General features: G+C 69.3%; 14 protein-coding genes. 9 read left to right on the top strand and 5 right to left on the bottom strand.

Features of this window, described 5'->3' with window-relative positions; genetic code table 11:
• Positions 1-115: 115 nt before the first annotated feature.
• Positions 116-2,683: a cyanophycin synthetase gene (cphA, locus tag AC1RLW_RS29910; RefSeq protein WP_493196089.1), complete on the bottom strand. Its 2,568-nt coding sequence runs from the start codon at positions 2,681-2,683 to the stop codon at positions 116-118.
• Positions 2,684-2,770: 87 nt separating this feature from the next.
• On the bottom strand, positions 2,771-5,014 hold the full coding sequence (locus AC1RLW_RS29905) for a cyanophycin synthetase (RefSeq protein ID WP_307583196.1): 2,244 nt from the start codon (positions 5,012-5,014) through the stop codon (positions 2,771-2,773).
• 139 nt (positions 5,015-5,153) lie between these two features.
• Here AC1RLW_RS29905 and AC1RLW_RS29900 point away from each other — a divergent pair, with 139 nt between their 5' ends.
• The 3 genes from AC1RLW_RS29900 (at position 5,154) to queC (ending at position 8,715) form a co-directional block, all read left to right on the top strand.
• Positions 5,154-7,442 (top strand): cyanophycin metabolism-associated ABC transporter, encoded by a 2,289-nt coding sequence (locus AC1RLW_RS29900; protein WP_492686239.1) that lies wholly within the window; start codon positions 5,154-5,156, stop codon positions 7,440-7,442.
• Positions 7,442-7,924, top strand: coding sequence for a cyanophycin metabolism-associated DUF1854 family protein (locus AC1RLW_RS29895; RefSeq protein WP_493196088.1), 483 nt, complete (start codon positions 7,442-7,444; stop codon positions 7,922-7,924). Before AC1RLW_RS29900 ends, AC1RLW_RS29895 begins: the two co-directional genes overlap by 1 nt.
• An 86-nt stretch (positions 7,925-8,010) precedes the next feature.
• Positions 8,011-8,715, top strand: a complete 705-nt coding sequence (gene queC / locus AC1RLW_RS29890) for a 7-cyano-7-deazaguanine synthase QueC (RefSeq protein WP_095743689.1) — start codon at positions 8,011-8,013, stop codon at positions 8,713-8,715.
• On the opposite strand, the gene AC1RLW_RS29885 is transcribed toward queC, so the two are convergent.
• Entirely contained in the window at positions 8,697-10,508 is a 1,812-nt protein-coding gene (locus AC1RLW_RS29885; protein WP_493196087.1) for an ABC transporter ATP-binding protein/permease, read from the bottom strand. The genes queC and AC1RLW_RS29885 overlap by 19 nt on opposite strands.
• Positions 10,509-10,614: 106 nt before the next feature.
• Positions 10,615-11,175, bottom strand: coding sequence for a phosphonate degradation HD-domain oxygenase (locus AC1RLW_RS29880; protein WP_095948257.1), 561 nt, complete (start codon positions 11,173-11,175; stop codon positions 10,615-10,617).
• 206 nt (positions 11,176-11,381) lie between these two features.
• Between AC1RLW_RS29880 and AC1RLW_RS29875 the strand changes: the two genes are divergently transcribed.
• From AC1RLW_RS29875 to AC1RLW_RS29850, 6 genes are all read left to right on the top strand, one after another.
• Positions 11,382-12,416: a putative 2-aminoethylphosphonate ABC transporter substrate-binding protein gene (locus AC1RLW_RS29875; RefSeq protein ID WP_095948258.1), complete on the top strand. Its 1,035-nt coding sequence runs from the start codon at positions 11,382-11,384 to the stop codon at positions 12,414-12,416.
• A gap of 118 nt (positions 12,417-12,534) precedes the next feature.
• Entirely contained in the window at positions 12,535-13,608 is a 1,074-nt protein-coding gene (locus tag AC1RLW_RS29870) for an ABC transporter ATP-binding protein (protein ID WP_070060031.1), read from the top strand.
• 329 nt (positions 13,609-13,937) lie between these two features.
• Positions 13,938-15,647, top strand: coding sequence for a putative 2-aminoethylphosphonate ABC transporter permease subunit (locus tag AC1RLW_RS29865; protein ID WP_493196086.1), 1,710 nt, complete (start codon positions 13,938-13,940; stop codon positions 15,645-15,647).
• Positions 15,647-16,780 (top strand): TIGR03364 family FAD-dependent oxidoreductase, encoded by a 1,134-nt coding sequence (locus tag AC1RLW_RS29860; RefSeq protein ID WP_493196084.1) that lies wholly within the window; start codon positions 15,647-15,649, stop codon positions 16,778-16,780. Before AC1RLW_RS29865 ends, AC1RLW_RS29860 begins: the two co-directional genes overlap by 1 nt.
• A gap of 40 nt (positions 16,781-16,820) precedes the next feature.
• A complete protein-coding gene (phnX, locus tag AC1RLW_RS29855) occupies positions 16,821-17,654 on the top strand; it encodes a phosphonoacetaldehyde hydrolase (RefSeq protein WP_493196083.1) in 834 nt (277 codons plus the stop codon).
• 81 nt (positions 17,655-17,735) lie between these two features.
• Positions 17,736-17,885, top strand: a complete 150-nt coding sequence (locus AC1RLW_RS29850; RefSeq protein WP_493196082.1) for a hypothetical protein — start codon at positions 17,736-17,738, stop codon at positions 17,883-17,885.
• 40 nt (positions 17,886-17,925) lie between these two features.
• On the opposite strand, the gene AC1RLW_RS29845 is transcribed toward AC1RLW_RS29850, so the two are convergent.
• The gene (locus AC1RLW_RS29845; RefSeq protein ID WP_493196081.1) at positions 17,926-18,378 is read right to left on the bottom strand and encodes a GNAT family N-acetyltransferase; all 453 of its coding nucleotides are present in this window, start codon (positions 18,376-18,378) and stop codon (positions 17,926-17,928) included.
• Positions 18,379-18,401 lie beyond the last annotated feature (23 nt).

Genomic DNA, 18,401 nt, shown 5'->3' with positions numbered 1-18,401 from the left:
GGGCCGGGCTGTGGGACAAGCCGCATGCCGTGGAGCGGGCCGGACGCGCCCCTGCGTGTGGGACACGTCCGTCAGCGCAAGGAGGGCGGGCCTCCTGCGCTGCGGGGCGGGTGGATCAGCCCTGCGCGATGCGCTGCGCGAGGTGGGCCAGCGCCTCTTCGACCTGGTCGACGAGGATGAGCGACAGGTCGCCCGGCTGCAGCCGCGCCAGCGCGGCGTCGATGGCGACGAACTCGCCGCGGATCTCGTCGATCTGGCGCGTGCGCGAGGCACCCTGCAGGCCCTGGCGCAGCAGCGCCATGACTTCGCCGTCGGCCCGGCCGCGCTGCGCCGCGTCCTGGTACAGGATCACGTCGTCGAAGGCCTGGCCGAGGATCGCGGTCTGGTCGCGGATGTCGGAGTCGCGCCGGTCGCCCGCGCCGCTGATGACCACCGAGCGCTTGTTGGCGGGCATGGTGTCCACGGCCGACACCAGCGCCTTCATGGCGTCGGTGTTGTGGCCGTAGTCGGCGATCACGGTGGCGCCGCGGTAGTCCATGACGTTGAAGCGCCCGGGCACGCCGGCCGCGTCGTTCATGAAGCTCGACAGGCCGCTGCGGATGGTGTCCCAGTCCAGGCCCACGGCCCACGCGGCGGCCACCGAGGCCATCACGTTGTCGACCTGGAAGCCGATGGTGCCGCCGCGCGTGATCGGCACGTCGCGCAGCGCGATGCGTTCGCGCCACGAGCCTTCGGCGGCCACCAGCGTGTCCTGGTCGACGTACACGGTGCGCTTGCCCTGCGCGCGGTGCGTGGCCATCACCGGGTGCATGCGGTCGGCGGTGAAGAAGATCACGTTGCCGGGGCAGCCAGCCGCCATGGCGGCGACGTTCACGTCGGCCGCGTTGAGCACCGCGTAGCCGTCGGGCGCCACGTTGCGCACGATCACGCGCTTGAGCACCGCCAGGTCTTCCACCGTGGTGATGTAGTTCAGGCCCAGGTGGTCGCCGCTGCCGATGTTGGTGACCACGGCCACCTCGCAGCGGTCGAAGCCCAGGCCCTCGCGCAGTACGCCGCCGCGGGCCACTTCGAACACGGCCGCGTCGACGTCGGGGTGCATCAGCACGTTGCGCGCGCTCTTGGGGCCGCTGCAGTCGCCGCTGTCGGTCTGGCGGCCGTTGACGTACACGCCGTCGGTGTTCGTCATGCCGGTGCGCAGGCCGCTGGAGGCAATGATGTGGTTGATCAGGCGCGCGGTGGTTGTCTTGCCGTTGGTGCCGGTGACGGCCACCACGGGAATGCGGCCGTCGTCGCCGGGGGCGAACAGCGTGTCCATCACGGCCTCGCCGACCGCACGGCCGCGGCCGAACGAGGGCGAGATGTGCATGCGCAGGCCGGGCGCGGCGTTCACTTCGACCACGCCGCCGTGCTGCTCTTCGAGCGGACGCAGCACGTTCTCGCAGACCATGTCGACGCCGCAGATGTGCAGGCCGACCATCTGCGCCGCATCGACCGCGCGCGCCGCCACTTCGGGGTGCACGGTGTCGGTGACGTCGGTGGCGGTGCCGCCGGTCGAGAGGTTGGCGTTGTTGCGCAGCACGACGCGCTGGCCCAGCTCGGGCACGCTCTCGGGCGTGAGGCCCTGCGATTCGAGCCGGCCGATGGCGATGTCGTCCAGGCGGATCTTGGTGAGCGAGGTGGCGTGGCCCTCGCCGCGGCGCGGGTCGAGGTTCACGGTGTCGACCAGCTGGCGCACGGTGGAGCTGCCGTCGCCGATGACCTGCGGCGGGTCGCGCCGCGCGGCGGCCACGAGGCGGTCGCCCACCACCAGCAGGCGGAAGTCGAAGCCGGGCAAGAATTTCTCGACCATCACCTCGCCGTACACGGCGGCCGAGTCGTAGGCCGAGTTCAGCTGCTCGCGCGTGGTGATGTTCACCGTCACGCCCTTGCCCTGGTTGCCGTCCTGCGGCTTCACCACGACCGGCAGGCCGATTTCTTCGGCGGCAGCCCAGCCGTCGTCGGCGCTGGTCACGGGGCGGCCCAGCGGCACCGGCACGCCGGCGGCGTTGAGCAGCTGCTTGGTGAGTTCCTTGTCCTGCGCGATCGATTCGGCCACGCCGCTGGTGCTGTCGATCTCGGCGGCCTGGATGCGGCGCTGCTTGGAGCCCCAGCCGAACTGCACCAGGCTGCCGCTGGTGAGGCGGCGGTACGGAATGCCGCGCGCCACGGCGGCGTCGACGATGGAGCCGGTGCTCGGGCCCAGGCGCTCCGATTCGTCGAGGTCGCGCAGCTCGGTGATGGCGGCGTCGGCGTCGAAGGCGGTGTCGGCCAGCGCGGCCTGGATCAGCTCTTCGGCCAGCGCGAGGGCGCGGCGGCCCACGTCTTCCTCGGTGTACTGCACGGTGACCTGGTAGACGCCTTCTTCGGTCGTGGGCGCGGTGTTGCCGAAGTTGACGGCGCAGCCGGCCTGGGCCTGCAGCGCTACGGCGGCGTTCTCGAGCACGTGGGCCAGCGCCAGCGGCTGGCCGAGCACCATCGGATGCAGCTCGCCGATGGTCGGGAAGCGGGCGCGCAGGCGGGCTTCGAACCCGTCGAGCTTGCCGACGGCGTTCTCGTCGCCTTCGCAGGCCACGACGGCCTCGATGGTGGTGTGGCGGCTCCAGAGATTGGGGCCGCGCAGGGCGCGGATGCGGGTGACTTTCATGGGGCTACGGCACGGGGCGCGCGGTTGCGGTGATCTTGCGGTGTGACCAGGGCGCCGGCCCCGCGGGTGGCGGGGCGGCGCATCGTGTCATGCCAGTTGTAGTTGGGGCGAAAGGGGCGAGGCCTGCGACAGCTGCAGCGAGGCCAGGGCCGCCTGCAGGTCGGCTTCGAAGGCTTCGACACCGGCGCCGATCAGGTTGAGCGGAATGCCCATGGCCCAGGCGGCGGCCACGGCGGCCAGCAGGCTTTCGAGGCTCACGCCGACGTGGGTCGCGCGCCAGATGGTCAGTCGGCCCAGGCCGGGCAGGAACGATTCGCTCGTGCCGTTGGCCAGCACCACGCGGTCCTGGCGCACCAGCACGGCCTTGCCGCCTTCGGCCTGGTGCGCGGCGAGCGCGGCGGCCTGCGGGTCGGCCGCATAGAGGATGACGGCGCCATCGCACAGCGGCGCCAGCGCGGCGATGCGCGGCTCGTCGGCGTTGAGCACGGCCGTGCCTTCGCCCAGCACCACGTCGACCTGGGTGCGCAGCACCTTGACCATCTGGTCGCTCTCGGTGATGTCGTAGTCGGCCAGGGCTTCGCAGCCTTCGAGGTCGGTCACGATGCCGACTTCGCAGCGGTCGTAGGCCAGGCCGTCGCGCAGGATGGTCTCGGCGCCGTTCTCGATCACCACGGCCTCGACGGCGCGGTTCACGAGCAGGCGGTGGCCGGCGTCCCAGTTGGCGCTGTCGCGTGCGTCGACGCGGCGGCGTTCCAGGAACAGGCCGTCGCGGCAGGCCAGGCCGGTGTGGCGCCCGCCGAGGTTGATGAGCCAGGCCACCAGCCGTGCGAGCACGGCGGTGTCGCGCGAACCGGCCACGCCCACCACGGGGATGCGGCCGGGCGCGTCGTTCGGGAACAGGTGGTCGCAGATGGCGCGGCCCACGGGGCGCGGCGAGCCGATGGCCGGCTTCAGGTGCATCAGCAGGCCGGGGCCGGCGTTCACTTCGACGATCGCACCGCCCTGCGGGCCCAGCGGCTTGGAAATGTCTTGCGCGACCATGTCGATGCCCGCGATGTCCAGGCCGACCACGCGGGCGGCGAGCACGGCAGCGTGCGCCACCTCGGGGTGCACGAGGTCGGTGCAGTCGTAGGCCATGTTGCCGTTGCGCTGGATCGTGACCACGCGGCCGGCGGCGGGCACCGAGTTGCCGTCCAGTTCCTGGCGCTTGAGTTCGAGCTGCAGCTTGGCGTCGGTGGCCAGCACGATCACGTCGAGCGGGAATTCTTCTTCGGCGCCGCGGCGCGGGTCGCTGTTGAGCTGCTTGTCGATCAGCCCGGCCACGGTGTTCGTGCCGTCGCCGGTCACGGTGATGATCTCGCCGCGCGCGGCCGCCACCACCTCGCCGCCCACCACCAGCAGGCGGTGTTCGTGGCCGCGGATGAAGCGCTCGACCATCACGTCGCTGCCCTCGGGCTCGGCGACCGCGAAGGCGGCCATGACTTCCTCGCGCGTGGTCAGCTCGAGCGACACGCCGCGGCCATGGTTGGCGTCCGACGGCTTCACGACCACGGGCAGGCCGATGTCCTCGGCGGCTTCCCAGGCTTCTTCGGGCGACTCCACCACCTGGCCGTGCGGCACGGGCACGCCGCAGCTGGCGAGCAGCGACTTGGTCAGTTCCTTGTCGCTGGCGATCGATTCGCCGATGGCGCTGGTGTAGTCGGTTTCCGCGGTCCAGATGCGCTGCTGGTTGGCGCCGTAGCCCAGCTGCACCAGGTTGCCGCTGTTCAGTCGCATGTGCGGAATGCCGCGGTCGGTGGCGGCGGACACGATGGCCGCGGTGCTCGGGCCGAGGTAGCAGTCCTCGACCTTGGCCTTGACGGCCTCGACGGCGGTCTGCACGTCGGCCGCGGTGAACGGGTCGTTGTTGATGGCTGCCATCAGCAGGCGGTGGCCTTCGGCCAGCGCCACGCGGGCGACCTGCTCGTCACGCGCGCGGAACACCATGCGGTACACGCCGTGCTCCGAGGTGCTGCGGGTTTGCCCGAAGCCGGTCGGCATGCCGGCCAGGTTCAGCAGTTCGATCACGACGTGCTCCAGCACGTGGCCCGACCAGGTGCCTTCGGTCAGGCGCTGGATGAACCCGCCGCGCTCGCCCACGCCGCAGTGGTGCTCGATGAGCGCCGGCAGCAGGGTGGTCAGCCGGTCGGTGAAACCGTCGATCTTGTTGGAGGGGAAGTCTTCCAGTTGGCCCAGGTCGAGCCAGACTTCGAGCACCGGACGGTAGGTCCAGAGGTTGGGACCGCGCAAATAGTTGATGCGCAGCAATTGGATGTCGTCGAAACGGGTCATGCAAACGTTCGATGTGCTTTGGCCGAGCACCACGGCGCCTTCAAGCGCACCCATGGCGATCAGTCAGAATCGGCGCCCGACCAAGGACGCCATGACGCGGTCCCTGCGGCCCGCGACGGGCAAGAGTCAAATAAACACAATGCAACATCACGATCCAGTCGGCGCCCAGGCGGGCGAAACGGAGGCGGTCTCAGGCGTGCTGAAAAGCCGACTCGCAGGCGCTGAAAACGTTTCGGTAACACTTGCGGTTGACCTCGACGACCAACTTCGCTTCGCCACGGGCCTCGTCGCCCTGACCGACCAGCGGCTCATCGCCCTGGAACCCGGCGGCGAGTGGCGTGAGTGGCCACTCACCGATCAAGCCTTGGAAATGCGTCTTTCCGACCACGCAGGCGTCGGAACCCTCGACCTCATCGGCCCCGCCGGACAGCTCGCCCGCTGGCGCTACACCCTGGCCGGCCAGCCGGCGGCGCTGAAGCTGCTCAAGCTGTTCGGCCAGCGCGCCGCGCCCGCTGTCGCGAAGGCGACAGAAGAGGTGCCCGAACTTCTCGACGTGGACGGCACCGACACCGAGCTCCAGACCCCGCCCTCGACCTGGGTGCTGCTGCGCCTGGGCCGCTTTGCCGGGCCGTACCGCAAGCAGCTGATCCTCGGGTTTGTCCTGACCCTGATTTCCACGGCCGCCACGCTGGTCCCGCCGTACCTGACCATCCCGCTGATGGACGACATCCTGATTCCGTTCCAGAACGGGCAGAAGATCGATTCCGGCCGGGTCGGCCTGTACCTGGGCGGCCTGCTGATTGCGGCGCTGGTCGGCTGGGGGCTGGGCTGGGCGCGCACCTACCTGCTGGCGCTGGTGTCCGAGCGCATCGGCGCCGACCTGCGCACCACCACCTACGAGCACCTGCTGACCCTGCCGCTGGACTACTTCGGCGGCAAGCGCACCGGCGACCTGATGGCGCGCATCGGCTCGGAAACCGACCGCATCAACGTCTTCCTGTCGCTGCACGCGCTCGATTTCGCCAACGACGTGCTGATGATCGTCATGACGGCGGCCATCCTCATCTCGATCAACCCGCTGCTGGCTGTGGTCACGCTGGTGCCGCTGCCCTTCATCGCCTGGATGATCCACGTCGTGCGCGACCGCCTGCGCACCGGCTTCGAGAAGATCGACCGCGTCTGGTCCGAAGTGACCAACGTGCTGGCCGACACCATTCCCGGCATCCGCGTGGTGAAGGCCTTTGCGCAGGAGCGCCGCGAAGCCGAGCGCTTCCGCGTCGCCAACGCCTACAACCTGCAGGTCAACGACAAGCTCAACCGCACCTGGTCGCTGTTCACGCCGACCGTGTCGCTGCTGACCGAAATCGGCCTGCTCGTGGTCTGGGCCTTCGGCATCTGGCAGGTGGCGCGCGGCAGCATCACGGTGGGTGTGCTCACCGCCTTCATCGCCTACATCGGCCGCTTCTACACGCGGCTCGATTCGATGAGCCGCATCGTCTCGGTCACGCAGAAGGCCGCTGCCGGCGCCAAGCGCATCTTCGACATCCTCGACCACGTGAGCAACGTGCCCGAGCCGGCCAACCCGGTGAAGGTGGAGCGCGTGCAGGGCCGCATCGAGATGAGCGGCCTCGGTTTCCGCTACGGCTCGCGCGCCGTGATCCACGACCTCGACCTGACCATCGAGCCCGGCGAGATGATCGGCCTCGTGGGCCACAGCGGCTCGGGCAAGAGCACGTTGGTCAACCTGATCTGCCGCTTCTACGACGTGACCGACGGCGCCATCAAGGTCGACGGCACTGACATCCGCCGCTTCGCCGTGGCCGACTACCGCCGCCACGTCGGGCTGGTGCTGCAGGAGCCGTTCCTGTTCTTCGGCACCATCGCGCAGAACATCGCCTACGGCAAGCCCGACGCCACGCGCGAAGAGGTGGTGGCCGCAGCCCGCGCGGCCCACGCGCACGACTTCATCCTGCGCCTGCCGCATGGCTACGACTCGCTGGTGGGCGAGCGCGGCCAGGGCCTTTCGGGCGGGGAGCGCCAGCGCATCAGCATCGCGCGCGCACTGCTCATCGACCCGCGCATCCTGATCCTCGACGAGGCCACCTCGGCCGTCGACACCGAGACCGAGAAGGAAATCCAGAAGGCGCTCGACAACCTCGTGCAGGGCCGCACCACCATCGCCATCGCGCACCGTTTGTCCACGCTGCGCAAGGCCGACCGCCTCGTGGTCATGGACCGCGGCGAGGTGGTCGAGGTCGGGCCGCACGACGCGCTCATGGCCAAGCAGGGCGCCTACTGGCGCCTGTACCAGGCGCAGCTGCGCCAGGGCGACGAAGACGATGTGAGCGAAGGCGCCGCCGACGAGCGCGCCAACGCCCAGGCGCCGCTGGCCGTGAGCCATGCCGCCCATCCGGCAGGGGACGTGTGATGAGCAGCACCAATACCAACATCAGCTTCGAACTCGCACGCGACACCTTCGGGCGCCTCGTGCTGACCGACGCGCAGGGCGAGCACCACGTGGGCGTGACACCCGTGCGCGCCTTTCCGCTGAGTGCGCCCAACGAGGGCGTGTCGCTGGTCGGCAGCGAAGGCCGCGAACTCGTGTGGGTCGACCGCGTCGACCAGCTGCCCGCGCCCACGCAGGCGCTGCTGACCGAAGAACTTGCCGTGCGCGACTTTGCGCCCACCTTGCTGAAGCTGCACGGCGTGTCGAGCTTCGGCGTACCCAGCACCTGGACCGTGAGCACCGACCGCGGCGACACCAGCTTCGTGCTCAAGGCCGAGGAAGACATCCGCCGCCTCGACGGCGGTGCGCTGCTCATCGCGAGCGCGCACGGCGTGCAGTTCCGCATCCCCGATGCGAAGGCGCTGGACCGCGCGTCGCGCAAGCTGCTGGAGCGCTTTCTCTAGAAGCACCGCAGAACAGGGCGGCCCGCAGCATCGATCGGCTGCGAAAATCATGCATTTGCACTACAACGGCCCCGCCGTTGACGGACATGCCCCTGCACACCACCGCCCTCGTTCTCTTCTCCGGCGGCCAGGACTCGGCCACCTGCCTGGCCGAGGCCCTGTCCAAGTACCAGCGTGTCGAAACGCTGGGCTTCGACTACGGCCAGCGCCACCGCGTCGAACTCGACGTGCGCGGCACCGTGCTCGCGAAGATGCGCGAGCGCTTTCCCGAATGGGCGCCGCGCCTGGGCGAAGACCACGTGCTCACGCTGGCCGCGCTGGCGCAGCTCGGCGGCTCCTCGCTCACCGAAGAAGTCGCCTTCGCCATGCAGGCCGACGGCCTGCCCAACACCTTCGTGCCGGGGCGCAACCTGCTGTTCCTCACGCTCGCGGGCGCGCTGGCCTACCGGCGCGGGCTGCAGGTGATCGTCACGGGCGTGTGCGAAACCGACTTCTCGGGCTACCCCGACTGCCGCGACGACACCATGAAGGCCATGCAGCTGGCGCTGTCGCTCGGCCTGGAGCGCCGCCTCGTGATCGAGACGCCGCTCATGTGGATCGACAAGGCCGAGACCTGGGCGCTGGCCCACCGCCTGGGCGGCCAGCCGCTGGTCGACCTGATCGTGGAAGAAACCCACACCTGCTACCTCGGCGACCGCGAACACCGCCAGGCCTGGGGCTACGGCTGCGGCGAATGCCCGGCCTGCGACCTGCGCAAGAAGGGCTGGGAGCGTTACGTCGCTGCGGCCTGAGCCGCTGTAGAGGTATCGAGCCGGTAGCGCGCGCCGCCGGCTGCGCTTTCGTCCTGCGGCACCAGCGTCCACCGCTGGCCATGGAAATCGCCCACCGCCGGACGGTGCGCGATCGACACCATCGCACCGCCGCCCGCGCGCACCGTGTCGGCCAGCCGCTGGTAGAGCACGGCTTCGGCCGGTGCATCGAGCGCGCTGGTCACTTCGTCGGCGAAGAGCCACGCCGGCTTCTTCAGCAGCACCCGCGCGATGGCCAGCCGCTGCTGCTCGCCGCCCGAGAGCTTCTGGCTCCAGGCGTCGCTGTCGTCGAGCCGGTTCACCAGGTCGGGCAGCAGCGCATCGGCCAGGGCCTGGCGCAGCTGGTCGTCGCTGAAGCCGGCGGCCGGGTGCGGGTAGGTCAGCGCCTCGCGCAGCTTGCCGTCGGGCAGGTAGGGGCGCTGCGGCATGAAGACCGCGTCGGCCGGGGCCTGCACCTTGCCGCGCGCAAACGGCCAGATGCCCGCGAAAGCGCGGAACAGCGTCGACTTGCCGCTGCCCGAGGGGCCCTGCAGCAACACGCTGTCGCCGGGGCGCACCGCCAGCGCGGCGCCGGCCAGCAGCTGCGTGCCGTTGGGCAGCGCGAGCGTGAGGTCGCTGGTGCCCAGCGCGGCGGCGCCTTCTTCGCGCTGCAGGGCGTCCTCGCGCGCGGCGTGGGCGCGCATCGCGTCGTCGAAGCTGATCAGGCGGTCGGTGGTGGCGCGCCAGACGGCCACGCGGTCGTAGTTGGCGACGAACCAGCTCAGCGACTCCTGCACCTTGTCGAAGGCCGATGAAATCTGGATCAGCGCGCCCAGCTGGATGGCGCCGCTGAAGAAACGCGGTGCCGACACGATGAACGGAAAGATCACCGACGCCTGCCCGAACATCGCGGTGAAGGTGACCAGGTTCTTCTGCTTCTTGATCAGTTGCAGGTAGTTGCGCAGCACCGCGCCGAAGCGCGTGTCGAGCTGGCCGCGCTCCACCGTCTCGCCGCGGTCGAGCGCGATGGCTTCGCTGTACTCGCGCACGCGCACCAGATGGTGGCGGAAGTCGGCCTCGAAGCGCTGCTGGCGAAAGTTCAGGCCGATCAGCGGCCGGCCGATGAAGTGCGTGATGACCGTGCCGACCACGCAGTAGACCAGCGCCAGCCACACCATCGAGCCGGCGACCTGGTAGGTGCTGCCGCCCAGCGACAGGTCGAAGGTGCCCGACAGGCCCCACAGGATGCCGATGAAGCTCAGCAGCGTGACCACCGCGTTCAGCAGCTCCATTGACAGCGTCATCGTGGCGTTGGTGAACATCTGCATGTCTTCCTGGATGCGCTGGTCGGGGTTGTCGGGCGTGGCGCCGTCGGCCTGCGCGTAGCGCGCCAGCTCCAGGTGATAGAAGGTCCGGTCGGCCATCCAGCGGCCGAGGTAGTGGCGGGTCATCCACGAACGCCAGCGCAGCTGCAGCAGCTGCGTCAGGTAGAACTTCGCCACCTGGATCGCGATGTTGAAGAAGGCCAGCCAGGCGAACACGCGGATCTCGCGCCAGAAGACCACCGCGTCCTTGTTCTGCAGCCCGTCATAGAAGCGCCCGTACCACTGGTTGAAGAGCACCAGCGCGTACACGTACGCCAGGTTCAGCGCCACGATGCCCGCGAACATGAGGCGCGCCCGCCATTTTTCTTCGTCCGAACTGAAGTAGGGCGCCGCGAGCCGCAGCACGCGGCGCAGGACCTGGACGAACGCGCCGGCACGCGCCGCGATGGTGGGGGATGGAGCAGATGACATGCGGATTTCCTCGCAGGCGCCGATGCGCCGGACCTCGTGAGGCGCCCATCGTAGACAAGTGCGTCTTAAGCGGGGCTGAAGGCGGCTCCCGCCGCCCCGCCAGCCCTCAGCGCAGCATCACGCGCGCCGCCGTCGCCAGGAAATGCGCGAGCGGCGGCGTTCGCAGCCCCTCGGCCTTGGCGGCCTCGTCCCACAGCCGCAGCCGCACCGCGTCGCCCGACCACGGCAGGCCCGCAAAGCGCTGCGCCGCCTCGTCGTCCATCACGCCGCCCTGCAGCGCCAGGCTGCGCACCGAATCGGGCGAGAGCATCGACACGTAGCCCGGTCGCGTCGCGCACAGGTAGCGCTTGGCGTCCACGTGCAGGCGGATCGGTTCGCGCACTGCCACGTCGAAGGCGCCGCGCAGCAGCGGCAGCGCGATGTACTGGTGGCGGTCGTCAATGCCCAGTTCGGTGGGCGAGAGCGACAGCGTCTGGTGCTCGGCGATCAGCAGGTGCCCCAGGTCGTGCAGCAATGCGGCCGTCACGAGCGTGTCGCCGGCGCCGGCCTGTTCGGCCAGCCAGGCGCATTGCAACGCGTGTTCGAGCTGCGACACCGGCTCGCCCGCGTACGCCAGCGCGCCGCGTTCGGCGAACAGGCGAGCGATCTCGGCGAGGTCGAGTGTCATGAAATTGCAAAAGAACGGGTGCGACAGCCTGTACAGGCTCGCGCCGCTCGATGACAGCCGTGTGACGAAAGTGCAAACGCCGCAGCGCGGGTACGGCCGTGTGACAAACCTTTGTCACATAGCGCTGCGAGCATCGCTGCGTTCACGGCCCCGGCCGTGTTTTCTTTTTGCGTACACCGCCTGTTCTTACCTCGAGGGAATCTCCCATGCTGCATCGTCGTCTGATGTGGGCCGCCGTGCCCGCCGCCTTGTTCTCGCTGGCTTTCGCCGCCTCGGCCCAGGGCCGCACCGAGCTGCTGGTCTACACCGCGCTCGAAGCCGACCAGGTGCAGGCCTACAAGGCCGCCTTCGAAAAGGAGAACCCGGCCATCGAGCTGAAGTTCGTGCGCGACTCCACCGGCATCGTCACCGCCAAGCTGCTGGCTGAAAAGGCCAACCCGCAGGCCGACGTGGTGTGGGGCCTGGCCGCCACCTCGCTGATGCTGCTGGACAAGGAAGGCATGCTCCAGCCCTACGCCCCCAAGGGCCTGGACGCCATCAAGCCCACCATGCGCGACACCGCCAACCCGCCCAAGTGGGTCGGCATGGACGTGTGGTCGTCGGCCATCTGCTTCAACACCGCCGAAGCCACGAAGAAGAACCTGCCCAAGCCCACCAGCTGGGCCGACCTCACCAACCCGGTCTACAAGGGCCAGATCACCATGCCCAACCCGGCCGCCTCGGGCACCGGCTACCTCATGGTGTCGGGCTGGATCCAGATGATGGGCGAGGACAAGGCCTGGAAGTACATGGACGCGCTGCACCAGAACATCGGCGTGTACAGCCTGTCGGGCAGCAAGCCCTGCCGCCAGGCCGGCGCCGGCGAGTTCGCGCTGGGCATGTCGTTCGAATACCGCGCCAACAAGACCAAGCGCGACGGCGCCCCCATCGACATCGTGCTGCCCAAGGAAGGCCTGGGCTGGGACATGGAAGCCACCGGCATCATGAAGACCAGCAAGAAGCAGGACGCCGCCAAGGCCCTGGCCGACTGGGCCGTGACCAAGCAGGCCAACGAGCTGTACGCGAAGAACTTCGCCGTGCTCGCGCTGCCGGGCATCCAGGAAAAGCTCGAGTTCGTGCCGGGTGACGTCGAGAAGCTGCTGGCCAAGAACGACTTCAACTGGGCTGCCGCCAACCGCGACCGCATCCTGACGGAATGGTCGAAGCGCTACGACGCCAAGGCTGAAAAGAAGCCGATGTAATGGGCTCTCCCCCAGTCTTCGCGCACTTCGTGTCGCTACGCCAACCCCCTCACCGGGGGCAACACCAGCGGCCCGGCAAAGCCGGTTCCGCGGTGTTTCTCGACTGGGGCCACTGAACATGACCAGCTTTCTTTCCCTTCGCGGCATCGGCAAGTCCTTTGGCGCCACGCGCGTGCTCGACGGCATCGACCTGGACATCGAGCCCGGCGAGTTCGTCTGCCTGCTCGGTCCTTCGGGCTGCGGCAAGACCACGCTGCTGCGCATCGTGTGCGGCATCGAGCGCGCTGACAGCGGGCAGATCCTGCTCGGCGGCCAGGACATCGCGGGCCTGCCGCCGGCGGCGCGCGGCTTCGGCGTGGTGTTCCAGTCGTACGCGCTGTTCCCCAACCTCACGGCGGCGCAGAACATCGCCTACGGCCTGCACCCCACGGGTGCCTTGGCGCGCGAGATGGCCAAGCGCTCGCGCGAAATGCTCGATCTTGTCGGCCTCACCGCGCATGCCGACAAGTACCCCGTGCAGCTCTCGGGCGGCCAACAGCAGCGCATCGCGCTCGCGCGTGCCCTGGCGCCCAACCCGCGCCTGCTGCTGCTCGACGAGCCGCTCTCCGCGCTCGACGCGCAGGTGCGCGCCACGCTGCGCAGCGAAATCCGCGCGCTGCAGAAGCGCCTGGGCATCGTCACCATCATGGTCACGCACGACCAGGAAGAAGCCCTCTCGATGGCCGACCGCGTGGTGCTGATGCACAACGGCCGCATCGAGCAGGCCGGCACGCCCGACGAGCTGTACCGCAAGCCGCGCACCCGCTTCGTGGCGGGTTTCGTGGGCCGCATGAACATGCTGCCCGCCACCGTGCTGGCCGACGGCAAGGTGCGCGTGCGCGACAGCGAACTGTTCTGCGCGCCCGGCAGCCTCAGCGTCGGCTCGCAGGCCACCGTGGGCATCCGCCCCGAGCATGTGGTGGTGAAGCGCTTCGGTTCCGAGCTCGGCACCAACAGCTTCGCCGCGCGCCTGCTCGACACCGAGTTCTTCGGCAACCGCACCTCGGCCCGCCTGGCCTGCGAGCCACTGGGCATCGAGATCGAGGCCGAGCTGCCCGCCGATGCACGCAGCGGTGGCGAAGAGCCGCTGGTGCCCAGCAGCATGGTGCACATCCAGCTGCCTTTGAACGCGCTGTCGGTCCTGGCGCAATGACATGACATCGCGCGTGCGATGCCCTTGTCGCGCGGGGCGCAGTCTTTCGGGACGCGCTCCCGCCGACGGGGTACCTTGCTCCGCGAATGTCCCCCGCCCTTCGGGCTCCTCCTTGATTTCGCTGCGCAAGGCACCCCATCGGTGTGAGCGTTGGGCAGTGCGGCTGTTGATCGAACAGCGCAACGACCGCGCCCATCGTGCGCAGGACACCGGGTGCTTCCCGCAGCGAAATCAAGGAGGAGGGGCGAAGCCCCGGGGGACATTCGCGGAGGGAAGTACCCGGTGGCCTGTGCACGCGCCCTGAACAACGAAACCAAAACAAGAACAACATGAGCAGTTCAACAGAAGCCCTCGCCCCGATCGCGATCCCGCGTTCGAATCACTTCGACCGCGAACGCTGGCTCACCGGCGCCGCCGTGTTGCTGGTCGTGCTGTTGCTCGTCGTGATCGTCGCGCTGCCCGTCGGCGCGCTCGTTGGCCAGAGCTTCTACGACCGCGCCGGCGCATTCGTCGGCCTCACCAACTTCGCGCGCTACCTCGAGAGCCCCGCGCTCGTGCAGTCGGCCTTCAACAGCGTGCTGCTCGCGGTGATCAGCGCCGTGCTGTGCACCGCCATCGCCTATGTGTACGCCTACGGCCTCACGCTCTCGTGCATGCCCGCCAAGGGCCTGCTGCGCGCTGTGGCGCTCATGCCGCTGCTGGCGCCCTCGCTGCTGCCGGCCATCAGCCTGATCTACCTGTTCGGCAACCAGGGCCTGTTCAAGGGGCTGCTGGGCGACCTGTCGATCTACGGACCGCTGGGCATCGTGCTCGGCTCGGTGTTCTGGACGCTGCCGCATGCGTTGCTGATCCTCACCACCGCCATGGCCACGTCCGACGGGCGTTTGTACGAAGCCGCGCAGACGCTGGGCGCTTCGCGCTGGCGCATCTTCCGCACCGTCACGCTGCCCTCGTCGCGCTACGGCCTCATCGTGGCCGCGATGGTCGTGTTTGTGCTCGTCATCACCGACTTCGGCGTGCCCAAGGTCGTGGGCGGGCAGACCGGCGTGCTCGCGACCGACATCTACAAGCAGGTGGTCGGCCAGCAGAACTTCCAGATGGGCGCGGTGGTCGGCCTCGTGCTGCTGATTCCGGCCGTGCTGTCGTTCCTCGTCGAGCGGCGCGTGCGGCGCAAGCAGGCCGCCGCGTTGTCGGCGCGCGCCACGCCCTACCAGCCCGAGCCCGTGAAATCGCGCGACCGCGCACTGCTCGTGTTCTGCACGCTCACCGCCATCGCCATCGTCGTGATGATCGGCATGGCCGTGTTCGCCTCGCTCGCCAGCTACTGGCCCTACAAGCTCACGCCGTCGCTGAAGAACTACGACTTCAGCAACATGGACGGCGGCGGCTGGGGCAGCTACGGCAACTCGCTGCGCCTGGCGCTGTGCGCGGCCGTGGCGGGCGCGCTCGCCACCTTCGTGTCGGCCTACTTCGTGGAGAAGCCACGCCACTTCGGCCTGCTGCGCGAGCTGCTGAACCTGCTGGCCAACCTGCCGCTCGCCGTGCCGGGGCTCGTGCTCGGCGTGGGCTACATCTTCTTCTTCAACTCGGCCGCGAACCCACTGCACGGGCTGTACGGCGGCATGGCGATCCTCGTGATCTGCACCGTGGCGCACTTCTTCTCGGTGGCGCACCTCACCTCGCTCACCGCGCTGCGCCAGCTCGACCGCGAGTACGAGCTGGTGTCCGAGTCGATGGGCGTGCCGTTCTGGCGCACGCTGTGGCGCGTGCACCTGCCGGTGGCGCTGCCCACCGTGCTCAACGTGGCCGGCTACTTCTTCGTCAACGCGATGACCACCGTGTCGGCCGTCGTGTTCCTCTACTCGCCGCAGACCACGCTGGCCGCCATCGCCGTGCTCAACATGGACGACGCCGGCGACGTGGCACCTGCCGCCGCCATGGCCTCGCTCATCATGCTCACGGCCGCCGTCGGCCGCGGCCTGTTCGCGCTGGCCGGGCACTGGGCGCTGAAGCGCACGCAAGCCTGGAGACAACGTTGATGAACCCCAGCATGTCCGTCGACAGCTTCGATGTGATCGTGGTCGGCGCCGGCATCGTCGGCCTGGCCCATGCCTACACCGCCGCGCAGCGCGGCCTGCGCGTGTGCGTGGTCGAGCGCGATGCGGCGTGCCTGGGCGCCTCGATCCGCAACTTCGGCTTCATCACCGTCACCGGCCAGGCGCCGGGCGACATGTGGCGCCGCGCCATGCATTCGCGCGATGTGTGGCAGGCCGTTGCGCCGCAGGCCGGCATCGACATCGTGCACCGCCACCTCTGGCTCGCGGCCTACCGCCCCGAGGCGCATGCCGTGCTCGAAGCCTTCCTGCGCACGCCGATGGCCGAGGCCTGCGCGCTCATCGACGCCGCCGATGCGCAGGCGAGGGCGCCCGGCCTCAACCTCGCGCAGGCGCGCTCCGTGCTGTTCAGCCCGCACGAGCTGCGCGTCGAATCGCGCACCGCCGTCGGCCTGCTCGCGCGCTGGCTGGCCGAAGTGCACGGCGTGGTGTTCCGCTTCGGCGAGACCGTGCACGAGGTCGAAACCCCGCGCGTGCGCACCTCGCGCGGCACCCTGCGCGGCGAGCGCGTGGTGGTCTGCACGAACACCGAATTGCACGGCCTGTTCGCCGGCCGCATCGCCACGCACGACCTCACGCTGTGCCGCCTGCAGATGCTGCGCGTGCAGCCCGAGGCCGGCTTTCGCCTGCCGGGCGCGGTCATGACCGACCTGAGCCTGGTGCGCTACGAGGGCTACAGCAGCTTACCCGAAGCGGCGGCGCTGCGCGCGCGGCTGATGCAGGAAGAGCGCGCTTCGCTCGACCACGGCATCCACCTCATCGTGGTGCAGAGCGCCGACGGCTCGCTGGTGGTCGGCGATTCGCACCACTACGGCGATGCGCCCGAACCCTTCGCCATCGAAGCGGTCGACCAGCTCATCCTGCGCCACCTGCGCAGCACGCTGAATCTCGAGACCGCGCAGGTCACGGAACGCTGGACCGGCGTGTACCCGTCGTCGAAGACCACGCCCTGCGTGATCGACGCGCCCGACGACGCCACGCGCGTGGTGCTGGTCACCAGCGGCAGCGGCGCGAGCACGGGCTTCGGCATTGCCGCCGACGTGTTCGACGCGTGGTGAGCATCACCGCCTTCTTCATCCCTTTTCTTCTTTCGTCGCCATGAACGCCCATCACCATGCCAGGCTGCAGGCCGTCGTCTTCGACTGGGCCGGCACCATCCTCGACTTCGGTTCCTGCGCGCCCATGGGCGCCTTCGTGAAGCTGTTCGCACAGTCCGGCATCGACATCACCATCGACGAGGCGCGTGCCCCGATGGGCATGGCCAAGTGGGACCACATCAAGGCCCTGGGCACGCAGCCGCGCATCGCCGCGCAGTGGGAAGCCAGGCACGGCCATGCCTTCAGCGACGCCGACGTCGACCGCCTGTACGAGGTGTTCACGCCCATGAACGCGGCCAGCGTGCGCGACCGCACCGACTTCATTCCGGGAGCGATCGAGGCCGTCAGCGCGGCGCGCGCGCGCGGCCTGAAGATCGGTTCGACCACCGGCTACAACCGCCCGATCATGGACGTCGTCACGCCCATCGCCGCGGCCGGCGGCTATGCGCCCGACAACCTCGTGTGCGCGGGCGACCTCGCGGCGGGGCGTCCGTCGCCGCTCATGATGTACCGCTGCTTCGCCGACCTCGGCGTGTGGCCGCCGCACACCGTCGTCAAGGTCGACGACACCGGCGTGGGCCTGCAGGAGGGCCTCAACGCCGGCACCTGGGCCGTCGGCGTGTCGGTCAGCGGCAACGTCAACGGCCTGACGCTGGCCGAATGGCAGGCGCTCGACGCCGACAGCCAGCAGGCCCGCCGCGCCCGTGCCACCGCCGAGCTGCAGGCCGCCGGCGCGCACTACGTGATCGACAGCGTGGCCGACCTGCCGAACGTGCTCGAAGACATCGAGCGCCGCCTGCAGGCCGGCGAGCGGCCGGAAGTCCTCTTGCGCTGAAGCAGAAAGTTCGTTTTACCGACGGTGGCTGGCGCTGCCGTCCGACTTGACGAGCCACTTCGCGGGCTTAGCATGCGCCGCATGCGAAGCACAGCCCTTGTTCTTCTGCTCTGTCTCGGCCTGCTGACCGCGGCCTGCGACGGCAAGCGCAAGCCCGGCATTCCGATGCCGAAGGCCTTCTTGTCGTCGAGCGTCGTGGTGGTGATGGCACCTGCGCCGTTCGTGGGTTGAGGCTGCCGGAGCGTTCAGCGCACCGGCCGCGGCGAACGTCTCAGGACGGGACGTACGCCAGCACTTCATCGCCCGCCGCGTCGAAGGCGCCCGTGGGCTTCCAGCCCAGGTGCCGGTAGAAGCCGTGCGAGCGCACCCGTGGATCGGGCGAGCAGCCCAGGAAGAGCCGCTGGAAGCCCAGCCCTTTGAACTCCTCGACCATCCGCGCGAGCAGCGCCTTGCCGATTCCCAGACCTTCGTACGCGGGCAGCAGGGCCAGCACGGCGATCTCGCCGGTGTCGCGGTCGCCGAAGCAATAGCCCGCCAGCTCGCCGTCGACGAGCGCGACGTAGCCGGGCAGGGAACCGTCGGCAATGCCGGCCCGCCAGCTCTCCAGGGTGATGCCGAGCGCCTCGAGCTCGTCGACTGAGAAGGCGTTCTCTCGCGTGCGGCCTCGCAGGTCGAGGCACGCGGACGTGTCTTCGGGAATGGCTTGTCTGTAGGTGATGGGCATGCGTCGGGTGCTCGAGGGCGCAC

This window comes from Variovorax sp. GW822-FHT04A09 (genome assembly GCF_058801005.1).
This window is presented reverse-complemented; position numbering and strand designations above follow the sequence as displayed.